This window comes from Nocardioides turkmenicus (genome assembly GCF_011045035.1).
GTDB classification, from domain to species: Bacteria; Actinomycetota; Actinomycetes; order Propionibacteriales; family Nocardioidaceae; genus Nocardioides; species Nocardioides turkmenicus.
Genome location: NZ_JAALAA010000002.1, coordinates 192,147 through 218,358 on the forward strand (window position 1 = coordinate 192,147; position 26,212 = coordinate 218,358).

Here is a 26,212-nt window from a genome sequence, read left to right on the forward strand (position 1 = left end):
TCATGCCAACCCCGTCCGCAGGAGGCCCACGGTGACCAAGCAGCCAATGACCCGCATCGGACCGGTGCTGATGCGCGCCAGCACGACGGCCCCCGATGTCGGCAACCGTGCGGCGCTACCTGTCGTGACCTCTGGGACCGAGCGCGAGACAGCCCACGCCTTCCTTGACTGGCTGGTCGCCCAATGGTCGTCACCTCGTACGCGTGAGGTGATGATCGTGGCGGCCCCTTCGTTTGCAGCCCAGGTCGAGGCCATCGTCTCAGCCCGTTCCTGTCCGATAGGACCGCGGGAGGCTGACAGGATCCGAAGAGCCGCGGTGTCGCTGTATGCCTATCTTGCCCGATGGCAGCGACGGGCAACTCCGTTCGGGCTGTTCGCTGGGGTCACCAGCGTCCAAGATGGTCCTGCCGCCGACTCGGTATTTGGTGACGCTCACCGTGCACACGTTCGTGCGGACTCGACCTGGCTCGCCTGTGTCATCGACGAACTCGAAGCCGACCCCGAGCTACGACGACGGCTCTCGGTCGTCTTCGACAACACCACAAGAGTCCGTGACGGCCGCCTTCACATCGTGACGCCAACCCATGGCCAATTCCGGGGCATGAACGCGGCTACGCAGGGCGACGGCGCGGATGCCTGGGGATGGCGAGAGACATCTCTGCGGTTCAACAAGCTGATCGACTATGTCGCTCGCCTGACCCGTACGCCGGTGACGATGTCGCGTCTGCTGGATCAACTCGACGCAGCCCTTCCAACAGTCGAGCGCGGCAGGCTGAACACGGTCCTCGACCAACTGCTCAATGCCGGTGCGCTGGTCACCTGCCTGCGGCCGCCCACAACCGTCGATGACCCGCTCCGGCACGTGTGCACCGAGCTCGACCGCGCAGGAGCCGCCGACCTGACGGGAGTCTCCGAGGCCTTCAAGCGACTGTGCGAGATCCACGAAGACCTCACTCGGTATGCGATTGCCCGCGACCGATCGGCCGACGCCTCACTCGCGGGCGAGCACCTCGAAGCCGCCCAATGCGCCATGGCTCAGATCAGCGACGACCGGCAACCACTCGCTTACGACACCGAACTCGACGCCTCGGTGAGACTGCCGAGATCCGTGTTGGCCGAGGCGAAGCAGGCGGCGGAGACACTCCTGCGCCTCACAACCGAGCCGTTCGGGTCACCGGCCTGGGTGGAGTACCACCTGCGGTTCCGCGAGCGCTACGGGCCAGGCGCGCTCGTGCCCGTCCAGGACCTCGTCTCCGATGCGGGACTTGGATACCCCACCGGCTACCTAGGAAGCCCCAGCACGACGCCGGTCTGGCGCACGGTCACCGATCGCGACGCGTATCTTGCCGCCCGGATCCAGGAGACGATTCTCGCCGGCCAATCCGAGCTGTGCCTGACTGATCGAGACCTGGAGAAGCTGACGATAGGCGACCCCGAGACCGTCACTCCGCCGGCACGGATCGAACTCGGCTTCGCCCTTGCGGCCGATACCGAGCAGGACGTGGATGCCGGGCGGTTTCGGTTACAGGTCACGGGCACCCCAGCCAGCGCGACAAGCATGATGGGACGCTTCACGGCGTTGCTGCCCAATGGAGAACGGCGCGCCGTCGCAGCGACCTTCGCCGATGAGCCGTTGGGCGACCGCAGCGACGTGAACGGTTCGGTTGTGCACGCGCAACTGTCCTTCCCCTCCCGACAGGCAAGCGGCGGCAACGTCACCCGGGTAGGCCAGATGTTGCCAGCCGTCATCCACCTCGGCGAACACCCCGAGCCCCAGGGAACCGGACAAGAGGTGATCTTGCTCGATGACCTCGCCGTCACTGGTGACGCCGAGCGTCTCTGGCTGGTCCAGGTCACGACTGGTCGGGTCGTCGTGGCACGGGTCCCGCACGCGCTGGAGCTCACCACCCATGCTCCGGTACTGGCGCGGTTGCTCGCCGAAGTGAGCGAGTCCCGCTCTGCCGTGTTCCGTCCTCTCGATCCTGGCGCAGCAGCCAGGACGTTGCCCTACCTGCCTCGGATCACCCATCGCCGCACTGTCTTCTCTCCTGCACGGTGGCGAGTCTCGAACAGCGACTTCGACGCCGGCGGTCAGGGCAGAGACTGCGACGACTGGGATACCGCGCTCCACCGCTGGCGAGATCGCTGGAAGGTTCCGGTGCGCGTCGTGATGTGCTCTGGAGACCTGCGCCTCCCCATCGACCTCACCAACCCTGGCGACCAGTTGCTGTTTCGGCGTCAACTCGGCCGCACTCCCGAGATGGTCCTCCAGGAACATCTTGCTCCCGACGGCGGATGGCTGGGACGCCCCACCGAGTTCCTCGCCGCCTTCACCGCTCAACACCCCAAAGTTGAGCCGTCACGACAGCCCCAGACACCGACGCTGCAACGCTCACCGGCGACCCGCCACCCCGGCACAAGTGATGTGCTGGTCGCTCATCTGCCTTGCAATCCTGCCCACGCCGAAGAGCTCCTCATCACGGTCGGTGGGCTGCTCGACCACCTTGTGCAAGCGAACCAGTCCCCGGCTGGCAACACCAGCCGTGGATCGATCCTGGGCTGGTGGGGTCGCCGCGACCACGACCCCCTCAACCCTGCTTCCACCCACCGGATCAGTCTCTTCCTCAAACTCTCGGCGCCCGAGGCGTACGGCGATGCCGCCGCCGCATTCGGGGGCATGGGCACAGAGCTGGCAGCACGAAACCTTCCCCACCTCTTCACACTGGTCTCCTACGCCCCTCACCAGCCGCGCTACGGCGGCGCGACGGTGTTCCCGCTGGCGGAAGCTGTGTTCGTAGCCGACACCGCGGCCGCGCTCGCTCAGGTCCGCTTCGCACACCGCAGCACCGATCCGAGCACATGTGACGAGCGGGCTCTCACAGCGGCGTCGATGGCCACCATCGCGGCCGCGCTCGCGCCAGATCCGACGACCGGGCACAGGTGGCTCGCCGAGGGGCTCCGTGGCCACACCATGCCCGTAGATCACGCCGTCACGGCTGCGGCCCGCCGCATCGCGGCACCCGACGAAACCGCCCACCCATCGCGAGACTCCGCCGCAGCGGAGGTCACCAAGACCTGGGCGGCACGGCACATGGCACTCACCAACTATCGCGGCGCGCTCATCTCAGCTGCCCCGGCCACACACGACCCGGCCCAGTACGTGCTTCGCAGCCTCCTCCACGAGCACGTCCGCCGCACCCTCGGAACCGACCGGGACCTGGAACGACAGGCCAATCACGCTGCCCGATCCGTAGCGCTATCACTGCTCGCGCAGAGGAGTCGACCATGACCCGAGCCCTGTCGACTCCAGACCTGTCACGACAATCGCTCACCGCCGGGATCCTCGGCGATGCCCTTCTCACCGTCGAGCAGGCCCACCGCGGGCAGACGTCGTGGCAGGACGTCATGCACCAGCTGCGGGCCGTGACCTCCACACCCATCGACACCGGCCCGGACAGTTGTCTCTACTACGGCGGACCGGCACTCCTGTTCGTGCTGCACTCCACTACCGCAGACGGAGTCCCACGCTTCGAGACCGCCCGCGCCACCCTGACCGACCGCGTGCGATCCACTCTCCGGCGAAGGTTGGACAGCGCTGAGGCTCGCACCGTCGCAGGAGACTTCGCTGCGTTCGGTGAGTACGACCTGTTCAACGGACACGTCGGATACGCAACCTTGCTGCGCGTGACCGCCGCCGAAACCGACGAGCATGCCGCCGTTCTCGACTACCTGTCCCGACTCGCTGCTCCACAGCGAGTCGGTGATGTCTGGCTGCCTGGCTGGTGGGTCGGGCACGCCCCCGACAAGGCAATGCAGACTCCCGGAGGGCACGTCAACAACGGGATGGCCCACGGCGCCGCGGGGATTCTGAGCGCGCTGGCCCTCGCAGCACGCGACGGTCACGAGGTGCCCGGGCAACGCGACGCGATCGAGGCCCTGACGCAGTGGTTCGCCCGGTGCGGACAGGACGACGACACCGGATCGTGGTGGCCGCAATGGCTGACTCGTGACCAGATCCGCCACAGCGCGGACGGGCCATCCCTGGCCAGTCGCGACGATCTCGCGCAACCGGCACGGCCATCATGGTGCTACGGCACCCCCGGGATCGCGCGGTCGCTACAACTGGCCGCGATCGTTCTCCAGGACGAGGCGCTACAGCGCGATGCAGAGCGGGCGCTGACCTGCAGCCTCCGTCAATTGCCGAGCCTCACCGAGAAGGGGATCTGTCACGGAACCGCAGGGCTCTACCAGACGGTCCGCCGCGCCGCCGCCGACGCGCACGACGACAAGCTGGCTCAGCATCTTCCAGCCATTGCACGGTCGCTTCCGCTCGCCGGCGATGATCCCAGCTCGACAACCGTCCGGCAGATCGACGACGCCAGCTTCCTCACGGGCGAGTCCGGGGTTGACCTCGCTGCTCTGTCCGGCACCGCTGACCCCGCCGGCGACGAGAACTTCACCAGGTGGGACGCATGCCTACTGCTGACCTGAACCCGCCGCCGGGCCGTCTCGCCGCCCTCGTCGAGGCCGTCGTGTCGGGACAATCGGTGGACGACATCGCTGCCCGCTCCGGCGTAGATCGAGCCGACTTGGAAGCCGCCGTGACGATCTACCGTCTCGCGGGTGCCGCGGCGGTTTCCGCCGCCCATGAGTCGCCGTGGTTCCATGCAAATCTCACCATGACGGACCACGGCGCGGCCGAGCGCGACTTCGCAACCCTGGTCCTGCCCCAGCTCGACACGATCCCGGCTCCCGGCGACAACCCGTCCGCCTGGTGGTACCTGCGCAAGCACCCGCACTGGCGAGTGAGAATCCTCACCGACACCCCTGACCTGGCGGCGGACGTGCTGGACCGGCTCATCACCTCCGGCGCGATCTCTGCTTGGAAGCGGTCGATCTACGAGCCCGAGGAGCACGCATTCGGCGGCACCATCGGCACTCAAGTGATCCATGACCTGTTCTGCGCAGACTCCCGCGGAGTCCTCTGCTACACAACCGGCCCCCAACCGCTGGGGCGACGTGAGACTTCACTCCTGCTGATCGGGGAACTCCTGCACAGCGCAGGACTGGACTGGTTCGAATCCGCCGACGTGTTCGCTCGCGTCGCCGCCGTGCGCCCCAGCCCTGCAACCGAAGACCAGGACCGAACGGCTCGACTAGCCTCGACGCTCCGCCCTCTGTTGGCCATGCCAGCCCAAGGTCGTGACGAGCTGTTCGCTCCCGACGGTCTGCTCAGCCAAGCGGCCGCGTGGCGCAACGGATACCTGACTGCCGGACAGGAACTGCGCGCCGCCGCCGATGCAGGTGTGCTCGCCCGCGGCCCACGCGCGGTTATCGCGCAGGCGATCATCTTCGCGTGGAACCGGCTCGGACTCGCTGCCCACACCCAGGGCGTACTCGCTGTCGCAGCACGCGACGCGGTCCTCGCGCCGTGACGACCATCCGCTCAGAGTGGGGATGCAAGGACTCGGCACCTGAAGGCGTACGGCCCAAGTCTTGAGATGCAGCTCGGAGACAGGGTGTCGTCAGGCGTGTCTCCTCACAGTAGAGGGCGTAACCGCGGTTTGAACCCGCTGGCCCCGAGAAGGGTTCCAGTGATGCCCAACTGGTCAGACTGCAGGAGCCGCGGGTGGATCCGGGGACCTACGCGGTTGGTTAAGATCCCATAACTCATGCACGCCTCGCGCGTTTGGTGGCCGTGAACATTGCTCAGAATGGATCGGCGCCACGCCGATTTGCAGTTGCATCCGCACTGGCGCTCATGCTATCCACCGTCCTCTCCGACCCTGCCATGGCATCGACCGCGGACGATGACCCCCAGGCCTCCGCCTCGGGGAAAGTAGTAGCCGACGCAAGCTCGCGTACACGTGGGGAGCAGATGCGGTTCCGCCGCGGTCTCGGATTGAACGCATCCGATGAGGCCTTGGCGCGGGCGGCAAATGCGGACAACGATGCAGAACGTGAGTTCGGGGTACCGCTGACTGATGACGAACTAAGTGAGCTGCTTCGACGCGACCAGGTGATTCGCGATGACGCGCCCACCGCCCGAAAAACGGTAGTCGACTCCTTCGGTGGCCACATGCTCAGTGGGGTCTGGATGGACAACATCGGCGGCGGGCTGCTCACCGTCGCCGTCACCGGGTCACCACAAGCGGTCCGCGAGAAGCTGGCCAAGGTGGTAGACCACCCAACGCGCCTTCGAGTGGTCGTCCGACCACACTCCATCGTGGCTCTGGAGCAAATCGTCACCGATCTGCGTGCTGCGGCTTCGAAGGACGGCCGAAATCTGAGCGGTATGCGCCTGGACGAGCGCACTAACCGAATTCAGGTTGCCACGACCGACGACATCGAGGAGACGCGCCGTTGGATCGCCGAGACGGTCGGAGCTGGTGCTCCTGTTGATGTGGAGCCTGGTGAGGTAGCGCCGGTCGGCACAAAGTCGAACAACTCCCCGCCCCTTCGTGGCGGGCAAAGGATTGATAGTCTTGACGGCTGGACCTGCACCTCTGGGTTCACCGCCCGCGGGCCCAACGGCTACTACGTCCTGACCGCGGGGCACTGCAGCAAAGCGGACGTGTACTGGGACCAGGTCGGCACGCCGATCGGCATTGCCGACAGGTCTGACGTCACCGGGACTGATGTGCTGCGCATCCCGGTCATCGTCGGTACTGCCCTCACCAACGAGGTGACCCTCGCGTACACGACGGGTCTCGATGCCTACGCGCGTTATCAGACCATCACTTCGTCGCAGGCCTCGTCATCGGACTTTGTCGGTCAGGTGAGCTGCATCACCGGCCAGAACTTCTCCGACCTGCGGTGCGGCGAGATCATTACCCGCTCGTTCGACGTGAGCGTGCGCGACAGCGACGGTCGCCTCGTGAGCTACACCAACGGCCGCGAGGTCGACGCCGACTGCAGTGGCGGGGACTCCGGCGGCCCGGCCTTGCGCAGCGGTCAAGCGCGGGGGATCGTTAGCGTCAAGGTAGCGCGGCCGACTGCGAACGACACGTGCGTCTACGTGCACATCGACTCGGCCATGAGCCAGATCGGGGTCACAGACGTCCTCGTTGCCGGCCCCGTGCTGGAGACCTGAGCCGAGAGGAGCGTGCCCACGATGAAGTGGTTATGGACGCTACCCGTAGCAGGCGTGCTCATCGGAACGATCGTGCTGCTGGCGGTCAGGTTGATCGGTGGGTTTAGTGACGGCGAGGACCCCTTGGAAGTGCGGGATGCAGAGACAGGCGGCGATCCGAGAGTCCTGGTCGTTACCTATGTGGCACTTGGACCGCCGTGCGATACGCCGACCCGCGTTACGGTAGAAGAGAATGAATCCACCGTCACGCTCCGCGCATGGGCAAAGAAGGGACCGGGTGGCGTCTGCCTCCTTGCAGGCCAGTTGTTGACTGCTGAGGTCTCGCTCGACAAGCCACTGGGGGACCGCGAAGTAGTCGATGGGCGTGATGGCCAGCCGGTCGCAGTCGAGGGAACGCCTGACCGAGGATGAGTCGACCGCTTGTGAAGCGGATCCTTGGCCGTGGTCGGCTCCGGCAGTGGAGTCGAGACTGACCGACATTCGGTGTTGAGATTCACTGCCGGAGCCATCAGGCGTGTGGAACGGGGAACGAGACGACGTCGTTCGGGCGACCACCCGCCGAGAGTGGGGATGCGAGGACTCGGCACCCGAAGGCGTACGGCCCAATGCCTCGTCGACGCCTACCACGGCGCCTTAAGCCACCGTTGGCTCTGGGCAGTTACAGCTTCAGCCTCTAAAGTAAAGGTCGATGCCTCCCCCGGCGTGGGTGTGAGGAAGGGAGCCGGGACCCCGTCGCAGATGGGACCCGGCTTTCGCGCTTTTGGAGACCGACGTCGATCTCCTCGCCCCTGAGCGCAGCCGTGACTCAGTCGACCGGCGCGCCCTCCAGCTCGTCGACGAGAACGAGCCCGCGTTCGGCCCACGCGATCGCGGCACGGGCCTGGTCGATCAGACCGTCGTAGGCGAAGATCTTGTAGCGCACGATCCGGTCCCACTGGCTCGCGTCGTAGTGCTCGAGCCGTCGGGCCAACGTGGGGTGGCTGCGGTCGACGAGCGTGGCACGGGTGGCCTCGAGCATCGCCAGGTGCTCGGTCCAGTGGTCACGGAACTGCTCCAGCTCGGCGCGCGCGGCGCCGGGTTCGGCCCACTCCAGGTAGGCCGCCTTGAGGTAGGCGGGCTCCCGCTGCCGGCGGATCTCGATGGGCGAGTCCATCCACTCCCGGAAGGCCTTCACCCCGGCCTCGGTGACGGCGTACTCCTTCTTGGTGCCCTTCTTGCCCCACGGCACGACCGTGGACTCGAGCAGGCCGTCGCGCTCCATCCGGTTCAGCTCCGGGTAGATCTGCGAGTCGGGAGCATGCCAGACGTGGGCCACCGACTGGCTGAACTGCTTGGAGACGTCGTAGCCGGTCATCGGGCGTGAGGTGAGCAGCGCGAGCAGCGCGAACCTCAGCGACATCGTGACCCCCTCTCCACGCGGTGACTGTGGCGGCGAGCGTACCCGCCTCTTGCCACTACCTATAGACATAGGTAGTTTGTGACGAGCACAACACCTATCTCCATAGGGAGTCCCCATGACCATCCTGGAATCGCCGCCGGTCACCGCAGCCAGCAAGATCTTCAACTTCCCCCGCAACGCCTGGTACGTCGCGGCCTGGGACCACGAGGTGACCGCGAAGCAGCCGCTCGCCCGCACCATCGCCGGCCGCCCGTTGGCCCTGTGGCGCAACGGCGACGGCCGTGCCGTCGCCCTGGCCGACGCCTGCTGGCACCGGCTCGCGCCGCTGTCGAAGGGGAAGGTGCTCGGCGACGAGATCCAGTGCCCCTACCACGGTCTGCGCTACAACTCCGCCGGCCGCTGCACCAGCATGCCCGCACAGGAGACGATCAACCCGAGCGCGACCGTCCCGTCCTACCCGGTCGTCGAGCGCTACCGCTACGTCTGGGTCTGGGTGGGCGACCCCGACCTCGCCGACCCCAGCACCGTGCCCGACATGCACCAGATGGACTCCTCCGACTGGGCCGGCGACGGGGAGACGATCTACGCGCCCTGCAACTACCAGCTGATCCTCGACAACCTGATGGACCTCACCCACGAGGAGTTCGTGCACAGCTCGAGCATCGGCCAGGACGAGCTCTCCGAGGCCGAGTTCGAGGTCAGCCACTCGGAGCGGGGCGTGACCGTGACCCGGTGGATGCGCGACATCGACGCGCCGCCGTTCTGGCTGAAGAACATGCGGGACAAGTTCCCCGGGTTCAGCGGGAAGGTCGACCGGTGGCAGATCATCCACTTCGAGGCACCCTCGACGATCTGCATCGACGTGGGCGTCGCCAAGGCCGGCACCGGCGCCCCCGAGGGCGACCGCAGCCAGGGCGTGAACGGCTACGTGATGAACACGATCACCCCGGAGACCGCGCGCACGTCCCACTACTTCTGGGCCTTCATGCGCAACTACCGCCTGGAGAGCCAGACCATCACGACCCAGCTGCGCCAGGGCGTGCACGGTGTCTTCGGCGAGGACGAGGACATGCTGGCGGCCCAGCAGCGCGCGATCGACGCGAACCCGGACCACGAGTTCTACAGCCTCAACATCGATGCCGGCGGGATGTGGGTGCGCCGGATCCTCGACCGCATGCTGCAGGCGGAGGGTCTCCCCTCCGCCGCGGCCGCGAAGTGAGGCCGTCGCGATGGCAGTGAACACTCAGACCTGGTGGCAGCAGGGCCGTGTGGTCGAGACGTCCGACCTCGCCGAAGGCGTACGCCGCATCGTGCTCGCTCCCGACCGCCCCGTCCACGCCGTGCCCGGCACCCACGTCGACCTCCGGCTCGACCTCGACGGGCACAGCCGGAAGCGCTCCTACTCGGTCGTCCGCTCCGACGACGGCGGCCGCCGCCTCACGCTCGGCGTCCAGCTCGCCCCGTCATCTCGCGGAGGGTCCCGCCACATGCACGGCCTCGAACCCGGCGACGTGGTCGAGATGACCGGCCCGGTCCAGAGCTTCCCGCTCGGCGTCGGCGCCGACCGCTACGTGCTCGTCGCCGGCGGCATCGGCGTCACCGCGCTGGTGGCGATGGCCGACGCCCTGCGCCGACGCGGCGCCGACTACACGCTCGTCCTGGCCGGGCGCAGCCGACGCGTCATGGCCTACCTCGACGAGCTCGTCGAGGCGCACGGCGACCGCGTCCGGGTGTTCGTCGACGACGAGGACGTACGCCTCGATGTCGGCGAGCTCGTCGGGGAGATCGCCGGGAGCCCGGCCGCGGCGCGGACCGAGATGTACATGTGCGGACCGATCCGGCTGATGGACGCGATCCGCCGCGCCTGGGCAGCCCACGAGCTGCCGGAGCCGAACCTGCGGTTCGAGACGTTCGGCAGCAGCGGCGCCTGGGCCGCCGAGGACTTCGTCGTGCACCTCCCCCAGCTCGGCCGCTCCGTCCACGTCGGCAAGGACACCTCGATGCTCGACGCGCTCGAGGACGCGGGCGTCGAGGTGATGTGGGACTGCCGCAAGGGCGAGTGCGGGATCTGCCAGGTCAAGGTCCTCGACGTCAACGGCCGGATCGACCACCGCGACGTCTTCCTGAGCCAGCAGCAGAAGGAGACGTACGCGTCCTTGTGCCTCTGCGTCGCCCGTGCCGCCCGCGGCGAGTCGGGGTCGGGCTCGGCCGACCCCGCTGCCGTGACCCTCCACCTTCCGTGAAACCCCACCCCGAAAGAGACCCGAGATGAACCTTCGTGCGCGCATCGACGCCGCCGCGATGACCCCCTACCAGTGGATGGTCGTCGCGCTCTGCGTCCTGTTGAACTGTCTGGACGGATTCGACGTGATGGCGATGGCCTTCACGGCCTCGTCGCTGACCGAGGAGTTCGCGCTGAGCGGCTCGGAGCTCGGCGTGCTGCTCAGCGCCGGACTGGTCGGCATGGCCGTCGGCTCGCTGGCGCTGGCCCCGGTCGCCGACGTCATCGGCCGCCGCCCGCTCATCCTGATCAGCGTCGGACTGGCGACCCTCGGCATGCTGCTCTCCGCGGCCGCTCCGTCCGCCCTCCTGCTCGGCCTCGCTCGGGTGGTCACCGGGCTCGGCGTCGGCGGCATCCTGGCCAGCACCAACGTCATCGCGAGCGAGTACGCCTCGGCGCGCTGGCGCGGTCTGGCGATCGGCCTCTACACCGCCGGCTACGGCATCGGCGCCACCCTCGGCGGCGTGGCAGCGCGCGGCATGCTCGCCGACCTCGGCTGGCGCAGCGTCTTCGTCGCCGGCGGCGTCGCGACCGGGATCGCGCTGGTGCTCCTGGTCGTGCTGCTGCCCGAGTCGGTCGACTTCCTCGTCCAGCGCCGGCCGCGGCAGGCGGTCGAACGGATCAACCGGATCCTCGGGCGCCTCGGGCATCCGGCGGTCACCGCGGATGCCCTGGAGGCCACCCCCCGGGTGACCGCCCGGCGCCGCAGCGGCAACCCCGGCATCCTGCTGGGCGCCGACCTGCGCCGCTCGACCCTGCTCGTCTGGGTGGCGTTCCTGGCGACGATGTTCGGCTTCTACTTCGTCAACAGCTGGACCCCGCAGCTGCTGGTGACCTCGGGCCTGTCGGAGGCGGACGCGGTCACCGCCGGCATGATGCTGGCCCTCGGCGGCACCGCCGGCTCGGTGCTCTACGGCCTCGTCGCCTCCCGCCTCGACAACCGCCTGGTGCTGATCGGCTTCACGGTGCTGTCGGCGCTGACGATGGTCGTCTTCATCACCAGCACCGCCCTGCTCACCGTCGCGCTGATCATCGGCGTGGTCGTCGGTGCGCTCATCAACGGCTGCATCGCCGGCCTCTACACGATCACTCCGGCCATCTACGGCACCGAGATCCGCAGCACCGGCATGGGCTGGGCGATCGGCATCGGCCGGATCGGAGCGATCCTGTCGCCGATGCTCGCCGGGCGCCTGCTCGACGCCTCGTGGACCCCGGTCAACCTGTACGTCGGCGCCGCCGCCGTCGTCGCGATCTCCGCCGTCGCGCTGCTCTTCCTGCGGACCGGCGGGACGGCTCGGTCCGTCCCCGAGGTGGCGTCGGCCTGAGGCTCTCCGGAATCGGCCCGTCCCGGCTGCAACCGGGACGGGCCGTGGACCGTCTAGATCGGCGGAACGCCCGCTCGGGGCGTACGACGGACGAGGAGTCACCATGGCCACATCCCGCACCCAGCTCCGTGCCGCGCTCGCGGCGACCGCCGTGGTCGGCCTGCTCGGGCTGACCGGGTGCGGGAGCGACCCGGCCCCGTCGGCCGAATCCCCCTCCGTTGCACCTTCGTCCTCGGCTCCGTCCGAGCCGCCGGCGACCCCCACCCCGGCGCCGTCCGAGGTGCCGGTCTCCGCGACGCCGTCGCCGGCCGAGCCGACGCCGAAGCTCGACTGGGGCGGCCCGCTGGCGCCCGGGGCCTTCGGGAAGATCACGGCGGAGGGCAACGTACGCACCCTGGTCGAGCAGGGCTGGATGACCCGCGACACCGCGCGCGAGGAGATCTGCGAGGGCACGCACTGGCGGTGGGTCGACGAGGTCGGCGACGGCGTCGACGTCATCTACGACCAGCAGGGCGAGATCGGGTCGTTCGGGATGAGCAAGCCCGTGCTCGAGACCGCCCAGGGCATCACCATCGGCGACACCCTCATGGTCCTCAAGGACGTCTACGGGACCGGCTCGCAGAAGACCAACGACTACGGCCAGACGACCTGGGTCGTCCAGGAGGGCGACCGCTGGATCGGCTTCCTGCTCTCCGGCAACTCCCGCGCCGCGAAGATCGAATTCATCGAGGTCTCGGTCGGGCGCGCGCCCGGCCTGCTCCGCGACGGCTGCTGAGGTCTCGCGCTCGACGGACAGGTCGAGGGACGGGGCACGCCTCGCTAGACGAGATCCTCCTCGATCTCGAATATCCGCAAGGATCTGACCACCTGATCGGCGCCGGCCGAGGCACGATCAGCCGATCCCGACGCCACCGTGACGATGGCGGTCCTGTCTTCGTATCGCGAGTAGATGTCCAGGATGACGCCGTGCCGGAACCTCCCGGCATGCTTGACCCGGAACGGGATCCTGAGCACGGAGAGCTCGTTGCCGCGTACCGACTCGATCCTGCGCCGATCCACCTCAGCGCCCGAACTGGTGATGTAGGGCAGGATCTCTTCGACCGTTCCCAGCCGCCCTTTCTGGCCAGCACCACTGATGCTGTCAACGAGGCCACCCGCGGAGGGCTCGTTCGAGATCGCGATGCTCTCGAGTCGGGTCAGCATGCCGAGGACCGCCTTCGGCGCGACGCCCAACCTCTCGGCGGCTTTTCTGACCGATGGCTCCGACGGATCGGTCGCGGTCGCCGAATCCAGGACCAGCCACTTCTCGGGAACGTCGTACGCGACGCCGAACTCCTCGAGTGCGATCACCTGCATCTCGGGAGTCATCGGGTCCAGTTCGTCGGCCTCCTTCGTCGGAGCCCATGACTGCGACTCCGCGGGTTGCTTGGCCTCATCATCTTGACCTGGCAACGCGGCGCATCCCGTCACCGAGGCCGCCACGGCCACCGCCAACGGGAGGGACACACGCAGCGCCAATCGCCGGCGGGAGGCCATCACGACCTCAACATTGCCACGGCACGGACCCGATGTCGCGGTCCCCACCGATTCTTCGTCGGCGCACGTCACGGCATCCTGCCCGCTACCGACGCGCCGGATGACACCGAGTTGCCAGTACGGTGGGGGGTGACCGGATCCCGTTCTCGTGGAGGTATCCCATGTCCCGTCGCGCCACCGCCGCCGCACTCGCTGCGTGCGGCCTGCTGACCCTCGCCGCCTGCGGGGTGGGAGCAGACACCCCGGACGACCGCAACGAGGTGAGCGCGAAGCTCACCGATCCCGACGGGAAGAAGGTCGGGACCGTCGAGATCGAGGAGGACGACGGCTCCACCCAGGTCAGCGTCCGGGTGAGCGGCCTGCCGGCCGGCTACCACGGCTTCCACGTGCACACGACCGGCAAGTGCGAGGCCGACAGCGCGGCGCCGGACGACCCGTCGAAGACCGGAGACTTCCTCTCCGCGGGCGGCCACCTCAACCCCGACGACAGCCCCCACGGCGAGCACCTCGGCGACCTGCCGGCGCTCCTCGTGAACGAAGACGGCACCGCCAGCCTGGAGTTCACCGGCCCGTTCACGCTCGAGGACCTGCGGGACGCGGACGGCAGCGCGGTCATGATCCACGCCGGCCCGGACAACTACGCCAACGTGCCCGAGCGCTACGCCCCCGAAGGCCCGGACGAGGACACCACCAAGACCGGCGACGCCGGCGACCGGATCGCCTGCGCCGTGATCGAGGCCGGCTGAGCCACCTCGCCGACCACGGCTCTTCGGCGGCGAAGGGGTAGAACTGGGGTACGCACTCCAGACGCCTGCTGGAGGCTTCCCAGGAGGTGACCGGTCGTGCCGGATGGAGAGATGCTCGAGCTCGCGCCCCAGCAGGTGCGTGAGATGTTCACGCGAGTGGCGCCGAGGTACGAGCTCGGCAACACCCTGCTGACCGGCGGCATGGACCGCCGCTGGCGCAAGCTGATCCAGCGGCTCGCGGCTTTCGGCCCCGACGAGCACCTGCTGGACCTCGCGACCGGGACCGGCCAGCTCGCCTTCGACGCGCGCCGCCGCCAGCCGACCGCCAGGATCGTCGCCGCCGACCTGACCCCGGAGATGCTCGACGTCGCCCGTCGGCAGCCTGGGGCGGAGACCATCGAGTGGTTGGAGATGGACGCCCACTCCCTGCCGTTCGACGACGACGCCTTCGACGTGATCACCCACGGCTACCTGCTCCGCTACCTCGTCGACGACCTCGACACGGCCCTCCGGGAACAGTGGCGCGTGCTCAAGCCGGGCGGCCGCCTGGTCGCCCTCGAGACCGGTCCCGGGCGTGAGGGTCCGCTCGGCTCGCTGGCGCGGGCCGTCGGTGGCCGCTGGCCCCGGATCGTCGGCCGCCTCATCGGGAGCGACCCGGGCGACTACGGCTTCCTGCAGGAGTCGACGTTGGCCTTCCTCCGCCCGGCGCCGCTCGCCGCAGCCCTGGAGCGAGCCGGTTTCACCGACGTACGTCATCACGGATTCCTGCAGGGCATGGTGTGCGTCCACTCCGCCGTGAAGCCCGACCCGAACAAATAGATCGACGTGCGCGACGGTTGGGCCAGACTGGGACGGTGACCACCGATCTCACCGCGACCGACATGACCCATCTGCGCCGCTGCCTGGAGCTGGCGGCCGAGGCGCTGAAGGACGGGGACGGACCGTTCGGGTCGGTGCTCGCCGACCGCGACGGCAACGCGCTCCAGGAGGACCGCAACCGGGAGACGTCGACGGGCGACCCGACCGCGCACCCCGAGTTCGCGCTCGCGCGCTGGGCGGGGGTCCACCTCGACCCGGAGACCCGAGCCGGGGCGACGATCTACACCTCGGGCGAACACTGCCCGATGTGCTCGGCGGCGCAGGGATGGTCGGGCGTCGGTCGGGTCGTCTACATCGCCTCCTCCGCTCAGCTGACCGAGTGGCGGGCGGGCTGGGGCGCGGACGAGTCGCCGGTCCGGGCGCTGCCGATCCAGGAGGTCGCTCCGGCCATCGAGGTCGTCGGGCCGGTTTCCGAGCTGGTCGACGAGATCCGTACGCTCCACCGGACCGCCGCGGGCGCGTGACCCTGTCAGTCGCGGCCTGACCGGGCCGCGTCAGGCCGCGAACGCGTCGATGTCGTCGGCGATACATCTGCCCGGCGGGGCCGATCGCCCAGCCGAGGTCGTAGCGCAGCGGGTCCTCCCCCCTCGTCCTGACCGTACGCACCACCTCGAGCAGTCGCGGACGGGCGAGCAGTCGCTCGCCGACCGTCAGCAGGTCCGAGGCGGTCGCGCACAGCCCACCGCTCGGCCGCCGTCCACGCGGGTAGGCGGGTGCGGGCAGAACCCGGCCGCTCTCGACCCCCGGGAGCAGGTCGGCGGGCACCTCGAACGAGGTGCGTGCCAGGCCCCACGGCCGCAGCAGCAGCTCGTCGAAGGCAGCCTCGTAAGTGCTGCCGGTCAGCCCGGCGAGCAGCGCCCTCGCAAGTGTGGCAGGGCGGTGCGATCCGGTCCCCGCGTACACATGGCACAGTGACCGAATGATCACCGCAGCAGACCTGGCGCAGGCGGTTGCTCCTGCTTTCGCCGAGCTGTCCCAAGCCGGAGAGACCCGCCCCGTGCTCGCCGTGGAGCTCGTCGAGGCCGACGGGCCGATCCAGGTCGAGCGCGGAGACGTGGTCCTCGCGGTGGGCGTACGTTCGCTGGACGACGCCCTCCAGATCATCGACGAGGCCCGGGACGCGGCCGCGCTCGTGCTCCGACGCGCGTGGGCCGACCAGGACGAGGTGCGCGCCCGCTGCGCGGACCGGGGGCTGCCGTTGCTGGCGATCCCGGACGAGTCGCCGTGGTCGCCGGTGATGGCGCTGTTCCGGAAGGTCCTCGAGGCCGCGCAGACCGGGCGGAGCCACGAGCCGGCCGACGACCTCTACTCCGACCTGTTCGACATGGCCGACAAGATCGGTGCGCTGCTCGAGGCGCCGGTCACGATCGAGGACGCCGCCTCGCGGGTGCTCGCGTACTCCACCGGCCAGGAGGACGTCGACCAGGCCCGGATGTCGACCATCGTGGGCCGCCGGGTGCCACGCGAGGTGCGCAACCACTTCCGCTCCGTCGGTGTCTTCCGGCACCTGGCCCGCTCCGACGATCCGCTCTTCGTGCCCGCGGCGAGCCCGAGCACGCGGCCGCGCTACGTCATCCCGGTGCGCGCCGGCGGTGAATGGCTCGGGTCGATCTGGGCCGTCGTCGACGAGCCGCCCGTGCTGCCGAGGTCCGGCGAGCTGCGGGCCGCTGTCGACGTGATCGCGCTCTACCTGCTGCGCCTGCGTGCCCACACCGAGCTGCACCGTCAGACGCAGCTCGACCATGTCCGCACCGCGCTGCGCGGCGACACGACGGACCGGCCCGACTGGCTCGGCCCGGAACCGTGGCGGGTGGCGGCGCTCGTCGGCCCGGAGGGTCTGGGCATCGAGGCTCGCGCCGACCTGTGGGTGATCCTGGCTCGCCGGCTCGGCTGGCGTCAGCCGGTCGTGGTGGACCTCGACGGACTCCTGTACGTCGTGCTGTCCGAGTCGTCCGGCCCGGGCTCGACCGGCCCAGGATCGACCGACTGGTTCACCGACCTCGTCCGTGCGGAGTCGCGACACAGCCCCACGGTCGGGCTACGGCTCGGCTCTGCGGTGGAGACGCTCGCCGAGCTGCCCCGGTCCCGGACCGAGGCCGCCGAGCTGTCCACCGTCGACCTCCCCGGCCACCGTCACGCGGTCGCCTCGGTCGAGGACTGCTGGCCGGAGCTGGTGCTCGGCCGCGCCCTGGCCGGCATGGCGCGGATGCCGCTGGTCTCGCCTGTCGCTCGGCTCACCGTGCCCGGCGCCGACGCGACCCTGCTGGCCACCCTCGAGGCCGTCGTCGACCACTGGGGCGAAGTCGGCAGGGCAGCACGGGTGCTGGGGGTGCACCCCAACACCGTGCGCTACCGGCTGGCGAGGCTGGCCGAAGCCTGCCCGCTCGACCTCGACGACCCGGCCCAGCGTCTGGCCGTACGCCTCGAGCTGGCGCGCGCTCGCGCGGACGCGGCGAACGCGGCGAACGCCTGACCGGTCGGCCTCACCGCAGCGGGTCGACCGGGCGCAGCTGCTCGGGACGTACGCCGGTGACGATCTGCTCCGCGAGCAGCCGGCCGGTGACGGGACCGAGCGTGATGCCCCACATGCCGTGGCCGCCGGCGACGAAGACCCGCGGGTCGCGGGTGGCGCCGACGAGCGGGAGCCCGTCGGACGTACACGGCCTGGCGCCGACCCACTCGTCCTCGCGCTGATCGAGATGGACGCCCTTGAGCAGCGTCCTGGCCTCGGTCACCAAGGCCTGGATCCGTCGGTGATCCATCGGCGCGTCGACGTCGCGGAACTCCATCATCCCCGCGATCCGCAGCCTGTCGCCGACCGGCGTGCAGGCCACCCGCTGGGTCGGGAAGTAGACCGGGCCCCGCGGCTGGTCGTCGACCTTGACGGTGAACGAGTATCCCCGGCCGGCCTGCACGATGCGCCGGACCCCGAAGTCGCGCGCGAGCCGGTTCAGACGGGCCCCGGTGGACAGCACGGCGGCGTCGTAGTGCTCGCCGGCGACGACGACGCCCGAGCCCGAGGAGACCACGTCCGCCGCGTCGTGACCCGCCAAGATCCGGCCGCCCCGCGCGCGCACGGAGGCGGCGACGGACTCCACGTACGCGGCGGGGTCGATGAAGCGCTGGTCGCGGATCCGGATCGCGGTGGCGATGCCGTCGGCGAGCGCGGGCTCGTCGGCACGGGCGGTGTCACCGTCGACGAGGTCGAAGTTGATCTCCTGCCCGCTGGACCGGATGTGCTCGAACTCCTGGAGCAGCGCCTTGCTGTCCTCGGTGGTCCGGAACGCGGCGGTGAAGGGCTCGGCGAGCTTCGTCCTGGCCTCCACGCCGCCGCGCTCGAGGTCGTCGAAGGCCGCGAGCGCCCCGTTGTTGAGCGGGATCAGCGCTGCCATCGCGCGCTGCCACCGCGGGTGGGTGCAGTTGCGGCCGAACTGCGCGAGGAAGCGGAGCAGACGCGGGTTGGCGGTCGGGGGGATGTACACCGGCGAGGAAGGGCTGAGCACGGCCCGGAAGCCATAGGCCAGCACCGATGGCTCCGGCAGGGGCACCGCCATGCTGGGCGTCAACCAGCCCGCGTTGCCCCAGCTGGATCCGGCCGCGACGTCGTCGCGGTCGAGGACCGTGACCTCGACGCCGGCCTCTTGGAGGAACCATGCCGTGGACAGCCCGACCATGCCTGCGCCGACCACGACGACCCGCTCGGGACGTGAGTGCCTGGAGTTCATGGCTCCATCGTCGGCCGCCCCTCCCGTCGGCTCGTTGACCATCGGCCACAAGTTCGGCCCGGGCGTCTGTGCTCTCGGCACAACGTGTTACCCGAAGCACACTATTCTTGCATTGACTGCAACTTGCACTGACTGCAAGAATAGTGCCGTGCCCACCTCCACCCCGCCTCCGAACGCTCGCGAGCGTCAGAAGCGGGAGCGTCGGCTGGCGCTGATCGAGGCCGCTCAGCGACTGGTCGGCGAGCGTGGGCTCGATGACGTCACCGTCGAGGAGATCAGCTCGGCGGCGGGGTTGTCGACGCGTACGTTCTTCAACTACTTCGACTCCAAGGACGACGCGGTTCTCGGCATCCAGGAGATCGACCTGGACGCCGAGGTTCGCGCGCGGTTCGTCTCCGGCGGGCCGTCGGGACGGATGATGACCGACCTGGAGGCGCTGGTGGCGGGCTTCCTCAGGAATGCCGCCCCCAACATCGAGCAGGGCGAGCGGGCGATGCGGCTGATGATGTCCGAACCCCGCCTCGTGCAGCGTCACATCGCCTGGCACCAGCGCGTCGTCGGCGAGCTCGAGGCGCTGCTCTCCGAACGCCGCGAGGCCCGGCCCTCCCCGGTCGACGACGACACCATCGGGATGGTCGCCGGGCTGCTGATGCGGTCGAGCGCGCTCGCCTGGGCGCGGTCGGGCTACGAGGGCGATGCGGCGGCGCATCTGCCCGAGGCCGTCGCCCAGCTCCGTCTGCTCCTCGACGACTAGAACGACCAGCCGCAACCTCTCGGGATTCTCACGTCACACGGCACCCGTGTGTCCTCACCTCTTCGACACCTGCCTGAAACCACCTGCCTGAAAGGTCCAATCCATGAGCCACACGGTCGCGCCCGACGCGCCCGACAAGCCGCTGGTCGTGCTGACGCCGCGTACGATCTGGCTGATCTTCGGGGCCCTGATGGCCTCGATGTTCCTCTCCTCCCTCGACCAGACGATCGTGAGCACGGCGATGCCGACGATCGTCGGGGAGCTCGACGGCGTCGAGCACCAGGGGTGGGTGATCACCTCCTACATCATGGCGATCGCGATCGTGATGCCGCTGTACGGGAAGTTCGGTGACCTCTGGGGTCGCCGCTGGCCGTTCCTGGTCGCCGTCGCCCTGTTCACGCTCGGATCGCTCTTCGGCGGGATGGCGCAGACCTTCCCCGAGCTGGTCGCCGCCCGCGGTCTCCAGGGGCTCGGCGGTGGCGGGCTGATGATCCTGTCGCAGGCGATCATCGCCGACATCGTGCCGGCCTCGGAACGCGGCAAGTACATGGGTCCGATGGGCGCGCTCTTCGGCATTTCGGCGGTGATCGGGCCGCTCCTCGGTGGTTGGCTCACCGACGGTCCGGGCTGGCGCTGGACCTTCTGGATCAACGTGCCGGTCGGCATCATCGCGCTCGTCGTCGCCTGGTACGCCCTGAGGCTGCCCTCGCACCGCTCCGGGCGGCCGGTCGACTGGCTGGGGATCATGTTCATGGTGCTCTCCACCAGCGGCATCGTGCTGCTGACCTCGTGGGAGTCGCTGGGTCACGACGGCTACGACTGGTCCTCGCCGCAGCTCCTGGCGCTGCTCGTCGGCACCCTGGCCTCGGTGGCCGCGTTCATCGTCACCGAGACCCTCGCGCCCGAGCCGCTGATCCCGCTGCGCCTCTTCAAGAACCCGACCTTCACCGTGACCACGCTGATCGGCCTGGTGCTCGGCATGGGGATGTTCTCGGCGATGGCGATGCTGCCGACGTTCCTGCAGATGTCGACGGGCGCCTCGATCACCGGCTCCGGCCTGCTGATGCTGCCGATGATGGCCGGCATGATGCTGACCGCGATCGGCTCGGGTGTCGCGATCTCGAAGACGGGTCGCTACAAGATCTTCCCGATCGTCGGGCTGGTCGTCACCGCGGCCGGGATCGCCTGGATGACCACGATCACCGGCGACATGTCGATGGTGGTCTTCGGGCTGATGATCTTCGTCCTCGGCGCCGGGATGGGCCTGGTCATGCAGACCATCGTCCTGGCCGTGCAGAACGCCGTCGACCCGCACGAGCTCGGCACCGCGACCTCGGCGAACAACTTCTTCCGGGAGATCGGCGCGACCGTCGGCACCGCACTGTTCACCACCGTGTTCACCACTCGGCTGACCGACAACTTCGAAGGCCTGGCGGCGAAGATGGCCTCCTCGGGCCTGATGCCCGCCGACGGCACCGGGTTCTCCGGCGAGAGCCTCACCCCGGCCGCCGTCGATCAGCTGCCGGAGCCGATCCACGGCTGGGTCGTCGACGCCTTCACCGAGGCGCTCGCTCCGGCGTTCTGGTACCTCGTGCCGCTCGTCCTCCTCGGCTTCGCGCTCGCACTGTTCCTCAAGGAGGTCAAGCTGTCCGACGAGGCCGGCATGGTCGCCCGTGGGGAGGCCGTCGCCGGCTGACCGCGACGGCGACGAAGGACCCTGGCCAGCAGGTTTCTGCTGGCCAGGGCCCTTTCTCGTACGCCCCGGGCAGCCGTCGAAAACACCGTGGCTCGCCCGCCGGGTCGGCGCTAGTGTCTCGCCATGCCTTCCCCCGACACGACCTTCGTCCTGGTCCACGGCGCCTTCGCCAACTCGTTCTCGTTCGCACCGCTCCAGGCCGAGCTGGCGCTGCGCGGGTATCGCTCGCTGGCGGTCGATCTCCCCGGCCATGGCTTCGGCGCGACCTTCCCGGTTGCCTACCAGGCTCCCCAGGACCTCGCCGCGCTCGCGACCGCACCGGGCGGGATCAAGGGCGTGACCCTCGCCGACAACGTGGCCCATCTGGTCTCGGTGCTCGAGCGGGCGAAGGAGCACGGATCGGTGATCGTGGTCGCGCACAGCCGCGGCGGGATCACCCTGACCGCGACCGCCAACGCCCGCCCCGACCTGATCGACCAGATGGTCTACGTGTCGGCCTGGGCCCCGGTGACTCTTGATGCCGCGGCGTACAACGCGGAGCCGGAGATGGCCTCCTTCGACGCGTCGGTGCTGATCGGTGCGGCCGCCGCCAACCCCGCCGACGTCGGCCTGCTGCGCTGCAACTTCCGCACCGCCTCCACCGAGGTCCTCGCCGGCCTCAAGCACGCCTTCATGGCCGACGGCACCGACGACGAGTTCCGTACGTTCCTCAACACCTTCCAGCCCGACGAGAACCTCGATGCCGGCGGTCCCGACGACCGCGCCCAGGCGGCGACCTGGGGCACCGTGCCGCGGGCGTACATCCGCCTCAGCGAGGACGTCAGCCTGCCGCCGGCGATGCAGGACCGGCTGATCCGCGAGGGCGACGAGCTCACCCCGGACAACCCGTACGCCGTCCACACCCTCGCCTCCAGCCACCTCCGCTGGCTCGTTCACCCCGCGCCCGCCGCCGACCTGTTGGTGAAGATCGCCGCCGGCTGAGGCCGCTCAGCAGCTCACCACGGCACGGTCCCGTCGGCGTCGACGAACGTCCCGGAGGGGGCGTCGTCGGGCAGGGTCGCCGCACGATGGACCACCTCGGCGGCCTGGTCCGCCGTGATGGGTGCGTTGTCGCGGTTGATCGGGGTCAGGTCGGTCTGCACGAACCCCGGGCAGACCGAGGTCACCTTGACGGGCGTGTCGACGAGCGCCTTCGCGAGCGCGATGGTCACGTTGTTCAGCGCGGCCTTGGAGGACTGGTACGCGGGCACGACCATGCCGTAGTAGGGCGACTCGGGGTTCGTCTGGTCGGCGAGCGAGGCCATCGTGGTGGTCACGTTCACGATGCGGCCCGCCTCGCTCTTCCGGATCAGCGGCAGGAACGCCTCCAGGACGGCGACCGCGCCGAGCAGGTTGGTCTCGTAGGTGGTGCGGAACATCTGCAGGTCGACGACCTCCGCCGGATCGGCGTTGGTGGCCTCTGGGAGGACCCCGGCGTTGTTGACGAGCACGTCGAGCCGGCCGTACGTCGCGGCGACCTGGTCGGCGGCGCGCTGCACGCTGTCCTCGTCGGTGACGTCGAGCTGGAGCGCCGAGGCCGAGTGGCCCTGCTGGTTGAGCCGGTCGACCTCGGCCTCGAGGTCCTCGGCTCGGCGGGCGGTCAGGATGACGTGCGCGCCGCTCTGGGCCAGACGGCGTGCGGTGGCCTCGCCGATACCGCGGCTGGCTCCGGTGACAAGGGCGACCTTCATGTGCTTCCCATCGTTCGACTGGTCTGTGTCATCGACCAGTCAACGGGGTCCGGCCTGCCGTTTCCGGCGGCTATCGGACGTCGCATGAGCCCTTTGGTCACCCGCCGATCGCTGCGGCGAAAACGGTTTCGCGCGGCGACTCCCTTCCTGGTTCACTGGCCCGGTGGCATCCTCCCCCACCTCGCTCTGGCACACCCTGATCCATCTTCGAGGCAACCCGCGCGCCTGCGTGTGGACCGAGCCGATGTGGGGCCTGTCGATGGCACTGGTGCTGCCGTACCTCTCCGTCTTCATGCTCACGCTCGGCCTGCACGACGCGCAGATCGGCCTGCTGGCGACCGCCGGGATGATCTCCCAGGTGGTCTTCGGGCTCGCCGGCGGCATCATCACCGACCGGATGGGGCGCCGGCTGACGAACGCGGTCTTCGACGTGATCGCCTTCGTGATCCCCTGCCTGATCTGGGCGTTCGCTCAGGACTTCTGGGCCTTCCTGGCCGCCTCGCTGCTCAACGGCGCGCTGCAGGTCACCGCGAACGCCTGGGACTGCCTGATGGTCGAGGACGCCGAGCGCGACCAGATCACCGGGATCTACTCCCTCGTGCGGGTCGCGGCCGACTGCTCGGCCCTCTTCGCCCCGATCGCCGCCTTCATGGTCGCGCAGTTCGGCCTGGAGCCGGCCGTGCGTGTGCTCTTCATCAACGCCGCGGTGGTGATGCTGGCCAAGATCATCCTGCTGTACGCCGCCTCCACCGAGACCCGCCAGGGCCGGATCCGGATGGAGGAGACCCGGCACGAGAGCCTGTGGCGGCTCTTCGTCGGCTACCGCGAGGCCGCGAAGCTGCTCGGCCGCTCGCACGGCTCGCTCCTGGCGCTGGCCATCGCCGCTCTGGTCGCGGCAGTCACCCTCGTCAACGGCACCTTCTGGCAGATCCTGGTCAACCAGCACCTGCACGTACCCGACCCGGTGCTGCCGTTCTTCCCGATGGTGCGCTCCCTGCTGTCGGTGCTCTTCCTCTTCACCCTCATCCGCCGGCTGACCTCGGGGCACGACCTCAGGCTGGCGAGCCTCTGGGGCTTCGGCATCTATCTGGCGGGCCAGGTCGTGCTCGTCGCGATCCCGGCCGGCGACGGTGTCGCGGGTCCGGTGACGTACGCGCTTCTCGGGGTGTGCCTGCTCCTCGACGGCTTCGGGGCCGGGATGCTCTTCATGCTCTCGGAGTCGCTCGTCGCCTTCCATGTCGACGAGGCCGAGCGGTCGCGGGTGATGGCGCTGCAGCGCACCGTGGTGATGCTCGCTGCCGCGCCGTTCGGCTGGATCTCCGGGTGGCTCTCCGGCATCGACCGTACGTATCCGTTCTGGCTGACCAGCGCGCTGCTGGTGATCGGCGTGATCACCACCATCGTCTGGTGGGCCGGGCCTCACACCGAGCCACCGGTCGAGGCCGAGCCCGAGTCCGTGAATCGCGCGTGACCGTTGGGCGCCGCCCGCGCGGACTGGTGTGCGGTCCTGAACGCCCTCGCGACCGAGTGGGGGGTACTCCAGCAACGTGGGCGCCCGGACCGCACACGGAAGTGATAGCACGCATCCGCGACCGAGCGCTGACAAACGTCCCCAATTGGTAACGGGGGCGCCGAGCCACGCAAACCAAGGAACCCCGGTCTCGCAGCCAGCGTCTTCGCTGGTGAGACCGGGGTTTCGCTGAGCCGCCTGTCGGAATCGAACCGACGACCTATTCATTACGAGTGAATCGCTCTGCCGACTGAGCTAAGGCGGCGTACCGTCATCCGTTACCGCATGTAGCGGGTCTGGTTGAGCGGACCGGATGAGTGTACCGAGACTGCGCGCTCGACACTAAAACGGTGCGCCTCGACCTGCTCGTCGATGGTGGTGCGGGTGGGCTTCCCCTTGCCGATCAGGCGGCCCAGGCGGCGAACGCCGTGCTTCATTACTGCTCTACTCCCCTATGAACATGGATCTACCACCGACTATGGACACAGTGGTGGTGATTCAATGATGACTGTCGGCGACTCATAGAGGTAGACGATCTTTCCTTGGAAAGACATAGGATGTCTCTATGTTGTCGCTGCACCAGCTCCGCGTGTTCCTCGCGGTCTACGAGCACGGCTCGCTGACCGCGGCGGCCGAGGAGCTCGGCTATGCGCAGCCGTCGATCTCGGAGCAGGTCAGAGGCCTGGAGCGTACGCTCGGCGTCCAGCTCTTCCGGCGCGTGGGGCGCGGGGTGGTGCCGACCGCGGTGGCTGACGAGCTGAGGCCGCACGCGGAGCGTACGGTCGCGGCCGCCGAGGAGGCGCGCAAGGCCGTGCAGGCGGTGAAGCAGTTCGAGACCGGGACGATCCGGTTCGGGATGTTCGGGATCGCGCGGCTCTACGGCGGGGCCGGCCTGGTCGCCGACGTGCTCGACCGCTATCCCGGGGTACGCGTCGAGCTCGTCGGCCAGAACTCCGCCGAGGTGCAGGACGACCTGCGGCGCGGACGGCTCGAGGCGGCGATGCTCTCCGTCGGCAGCGTCTCGGGCGAGGGTCTGAAGGTCACCCCGGTCGCTCGGGACGAGCTCGTCTACATCTCGGCCGACCCCGCCCACCTGGCCACGCCGGTCACCCCGCACCGGCTCTCGCTGGCCACACTGGTCATGTCCGACACCACCTGGAGCGCCGAGGACCCCACCCGGGTCACCATCCGCAACCTGCTCCACGAGACCGGTCGCAATCCGCCCAGCCGGATCGAGGTCGAGGACATCGAGACCGCGGTCGAGCTGGTGGGGATGGGCTACGCCGATGGGGTCATCCCGAAGGGAGCAGCCGAGCAGCTGCTCCCCCGGCTGGCACCCAAGGCCGGCTGGGTGTCGCTGCGGCCTCGGACGCACGACACCTTCGCCGTCGTCCACCGCACCGACGCCACCCTCTCCCCCGCCGCCACGCTGATGATCGAGCTGGCCACCAAGCGGATCCAGACCATCGCGGACCCGGTCCACCGCCGCTGAATCGGTCGTTTCTTGCGGCCGAGAATGCAGTTGCGGGCGACGAAAC

General features: G+C 69.1%; 23 protein-coding genes, 1 tRNA gene and 1 pseudogene. 18 read left to right on the plus strand and 7 right to left on the minus strand.

What is annotated here, in order from left to right:
- Positions 1–31 precede the first annotated feature (31 nt).
- The 5 genes from G5C66_RS03075 (at position 32) to G5C66_RS03095 (ending at position 7,504) form a co-directional block, all read left to right on the plus strand.
- Entirely contained in the window at positions 32–3,289 is a 3,258-nt protein-coding gene (locus G5C66_RS03075) for a thiopeptide-type bacteriocin biosynthesis protein (protein WP_165109486.1), read from the plus strand.
- Complete coding sequence (locus G5C66_RS03080; protein WP_206443667.1) at positions 3,286–4,491, plus strand: lanthionine synthetase C family protein; 1,206 nt, start codon at positions 3,286–3,288, stop codon at positions 4,489–4,491. The genes G5C66_RS03075 and G5C66_RS03080 overlap by 4 nt, the downstream gene beginning before the upstream one ends.
- Positions 4,473–5,435, plus strand: coding sequence for a thiopeptide-type bacteriocin biosynthesis protein (locus G5C66_RS03085; RefSeq protein WP_165109487.1), 963 nt, complete (start codon positions 4,473–4,475; stop codon positions 5,433–5,435). Before G5C66_RS03080 ends, G5C66_RS03085 begins: the two co-directional genes overlap by 19 nt.
- Positions 5,436–5,878: 443 nt before the next feature.
- Positions 5,879–7,093: a S1 family peptidase gene (locus tag G5C66_RS03090; protein ID WP_165109488.1), complete on the plus strand. Its 1,215-nt coding sequence runs from the start codon at positions 5,879–5,881 to the stop codon at positions 7,091–7,093.
- 12 nt (positions 7,094–7,105) lie between these two features.
- Positions 7,106–7,504 carry a hypothetical protein gene (locus G5C66_RS03095; protein WP_165109489.1) on the plus strand — a complete coding sequence of 133 codons (399 nt, stop codon included), beginning with the start codon at positions 7,106–7,108 and terminating at the stop codon, positions 7,502–7,504.
- Between the two features lie 394 nt (positions 7,505–7,898).
- Here G5C66_RS03095 and G5C66_RS03100 read toward each other — a convergent pair whose 3' ends face one another.
- Positions 7,899–8,492 (minus strand): PadR family transcriptional regulator, encoded by a 594-nt coding sequence (locus G5C66_RS03100; RefSeq protein ID WP_165109490.1) that lies wholly within the window; start codon positions 8,490–8,492, stop codon positions 7,899–7,901.
- A gap of 115 nt (positions 8,493–8,607) precedes the next feature.
- Here G5C66_RS03100 and G5C66_RS03105 point away from each other — a divergent pair, with 115 nt between their 5' ends.
- The 4 genes from G5C66_RS03105 to G5C66_RS03120 all read left to right on the plus strand — a co-directional run bounded on the left by G5C66_RS03105 (position 8,608) and on the right by G5C66_RS03120 (position 12,873).
- On the plus strand, positions 8,608–9,711 hold the full coding sequence (locus G5C66_RS03105) for an aromatic ring-hydroxylating dioxygenase subunit alpha (RefSeq protein WP_165109491.1): 1,104 nt from the start codon (positions 8,608–8,610) through the stop codon (positions 9,709–9,711).
- Positions 9,712–9,721: 10 nt separating this feature from the next.
- Positions 9,722–10,735 (plus strand): PDR/VanB family oxidoreductase, encoded by a 1,014-nt coding sequence (locus tag G5C66_RS03110; protein WP_165109492.1) that lies wholly within the window; start codon positions 9,722–9,724, stop codon positions 10,733–10,735.
- 25 nt (positions 10,736–10,760) lie between these two features.
- The gene (locus tag G5C66_RS03115; RefSeq protein ID WP_165109493.1) at positions 10,761–12,098 is read left to right on the plus strand and encodes an MFS transporter; all 1,338 of its coding nucleotides are present in this window, start codon (positions 10,761–10,763) and stop codon (positions 12,096–12,098) included.
- 103 nt (positions 12,099–12,201) lie between these two features.
- On the plus strand, positions 12,202–12,873 hold the full coding sequence (locus tag G5C66_RS03120) for a hypothetical protein (RefSeq protein WP_165109494.1): 672 nt from the start codon (positions 12,202–12,204) through the stop codon (positions 12,871–12,873).
- 44 nt (positions 12,874–12,917) lie between these two features.
- Here the strand turns inward: G5C66_RS03120 and G5C66_RS03125 are convergent, their stop codons facing one another.
- On the minus strand, positions 12,918–13,637 hold the full coding sequence (locus G5C66_RS03125; RefSeq protein ID WP_165109495.1) for a hypothetical protein: 720 nt from the start codon (positions 13,635–13,637) through the stop codon (positions 12,918–12,920).
- A 158-nt stretch (positions 13,638–13,795) separates the two neighbouring features.
- Between G5C66_RS03125 and G5C66_RS03130 the strand changes: the two genes are divergently transcribed.
- The 3 genes from G5C66_RS03130 to G5C66_RS03140 all read left to right on the plus strand — a co-directional run bounded on the left by G5C66_RS03130 (position 13,796) and on the right by G5C66_RS03140 (position 15,723).
- Entirely contained in the window at positions 13,796–14,380 is a 585-nt protein-coding gene (locus G5C66_RS03130) for a superoxide dismutase family protein (protein WP_165109496.1), read from the plus strand.
- A gap of 96 nt (positions 14,381–14,476) precedes the next feature.
- Positions 14,477–15,199, plus strand: a complete 723-nt coding sequence (locus G5C66_RS03135) for a ubiquinone/menaquinone biosynthesis methyltransferase (RefSeq protein WP_165109497.1) — start codon at positions 14,477–14,479, stop codon at positions 15,197–15,199.
- A 35-nt stretch (positions 15,200–15,234) separates the two neighbouring features.
- A complete protein-coding gene (locus tag G5C66_RS03140) occupies positions 15,235–15,723 on the plus strand; it encodes a nucleoside deaminase (protein ID WP_338144048.1) in 489 nt (162 codons plus the stop codon).
- Positions 15,724–15,805: 82 nt separating this feature from the next.
- On the opposite strand, the pseudogene G5C66_RS27035 reads toward G5C66_RS03140, so the two are convergent.
- Positions 15,806–16,186, minus strand: a pseudogene (locus G5C66_RS27035) (serine hydrolase); the annotation flags it as partial.
- On the opposite strand from G5C66_RS27035, the gene G5C66_RS03150 reads away from it, so the two are divergent.
- Positions 16,179–17,732 carry a PucR family transcriptional regulator gene (locus G5C66_RS03150; RefSeq protein ID WP_165109498.1) on the plus strand — a complete coding sequence of 518 codons (1,554 nt, stop codon included), beginning with the start codon at positions 16,179–16,181 and terminating at the stop codon, positions 17,730–17,732. The pseudogene G5C66_RS27035 and the gene G5C66_RS03150 overlap by 8 nt on opposite strands.
- Before the next feature lie 10 nt (positions 17,733–17,742).
- Here the strand turns inward: G5C66_RS03150 and G5C66_RS03155 are convergent, their stop codons facing one another.
- Positions 17,743–18,984, minus strand: a complete 1,242-nt coding sequence (locus tag G5C66_RS03155) for an NAD(P)/FAD-dependent oxidoreductase (protein WP_165109499.1) — start codon at positions 18,982–18,984, stop codon at positions 17,743–17,745.
- 148 nt (positions 18,985–19,132) lie between these two features.
- On the opposite strand from G5C66_RS03155, the gene G5C66_RS03160 reads away from it, so the two are divergent.
- From G5C66_RS03160 to G5C66_RS03170, 3 genes are all read left to right on the plus strand, one after another.
- On the plus strand, positions 19,133–19,738 hold the full coding sequence (locus G5C66_RS03160) for a TetR family transcriptional regulator (RefSeq protein ID WP_165109500.1): 606 nt from the start codon (positions 19,133–19,135) through the stop codon (positions 19,736–19,738).
- 103 nt (positions 19,739–19,841) lie between these two features.
- Positions 19,842–21,434 carry an MDR family MFS transporter gene (locus G5C66_RS03165; protein WP_165109501.1) on the plus strand — a complete coding sequence of 531 codons (1,593 nt, stop codon included), beginning with the start codon at positions 19,842–19,844 and terminating at the stop codon, positions 21,432–21,434.
- Positions 21,435–21,557: 123 nt separating this feature from the next.
- A complete protein-coding gene (locus tag G5C66_RS03170) occupies positions 21,558–22,415 on the plus strand; it encodes an alpha/beta hydrolase (protein ID WP_165109502.1) in 858 nt (285 codons plus the stop codon).
- 14 nt (positions 22,416–22,429) lie between these two features.
- Here G5C66_RS03170 and G5C66_RS03175 read toward each other — a convergent pair whose 3' ends face one another.
- A complete protein-coding gene (locus G5C66_RS03175; protein ID WP_165109503.1) occupies positions 22,430–23,164 on the minus strand; it encodes an SDR family NAD(P)-dependent oxidoreductase in 735 nt (244 codons plus the stop codon).
- A gap of 163 nt (positions 23,165–23,327) precedes the next feature.
- Between G5C66_RS03175 and G5C66_RS03180 the strand changes: the two genes are divergently transcribed.
- Entirely contained in the window at positions 23,328–24,635 is a 1,308-nt protein-coding gene (locus G5C66_RS03180) for an MFS transporter (protein ID WP_165109504.1), read from the plus strand.
- Positions 24,636–24,866: 231 nt separating this feature from the next.
- On the opposite strand, the gene G5C66_RS03185 is transcribed toward G5C66_RS03180, so the two are convergent.
- Both G5C66_RS03185 and G5C66_RS03190 read right to left on the minus strand, forming a co-directional pair.
- Positions 24,867–24,939 (minus strand) — tRNA-Thr (locus G5C66_RS03185).
- 13 nt (positions 24,940–24,952) lie between these two features.
- Positions 24,953–25,111 carry a hypothetical protein gene (locus tag G5C66_RS03190; protein WP_165109505.1) on the minus strand — a complete coding sequence of 53 codons (159 nt, stop codon included), beginning with the start codon at positions 25,109–25,111 and terminating at the stop codon, positions 24,953–24,955.
- 128 nt (positions 25,112–25,239) lie between these two features.
- On the opposite strand from G5C66_RS03190, the gene G5C66_RS03195 reads away from it, so the two are divergent.
- Positions 25,240–26,166, plus strand: a complete 927-nt coding sequence (locus G5C66_RS03195) for a LysR family transcriptional regulator (RefSeq protein ID WP_165109506.1) — start codon at positions 25,240–25,242, stop codon at positions 26,164–26,166.
- Positions 26,167–26,212 lie beyond the last annotated feature (46 nt).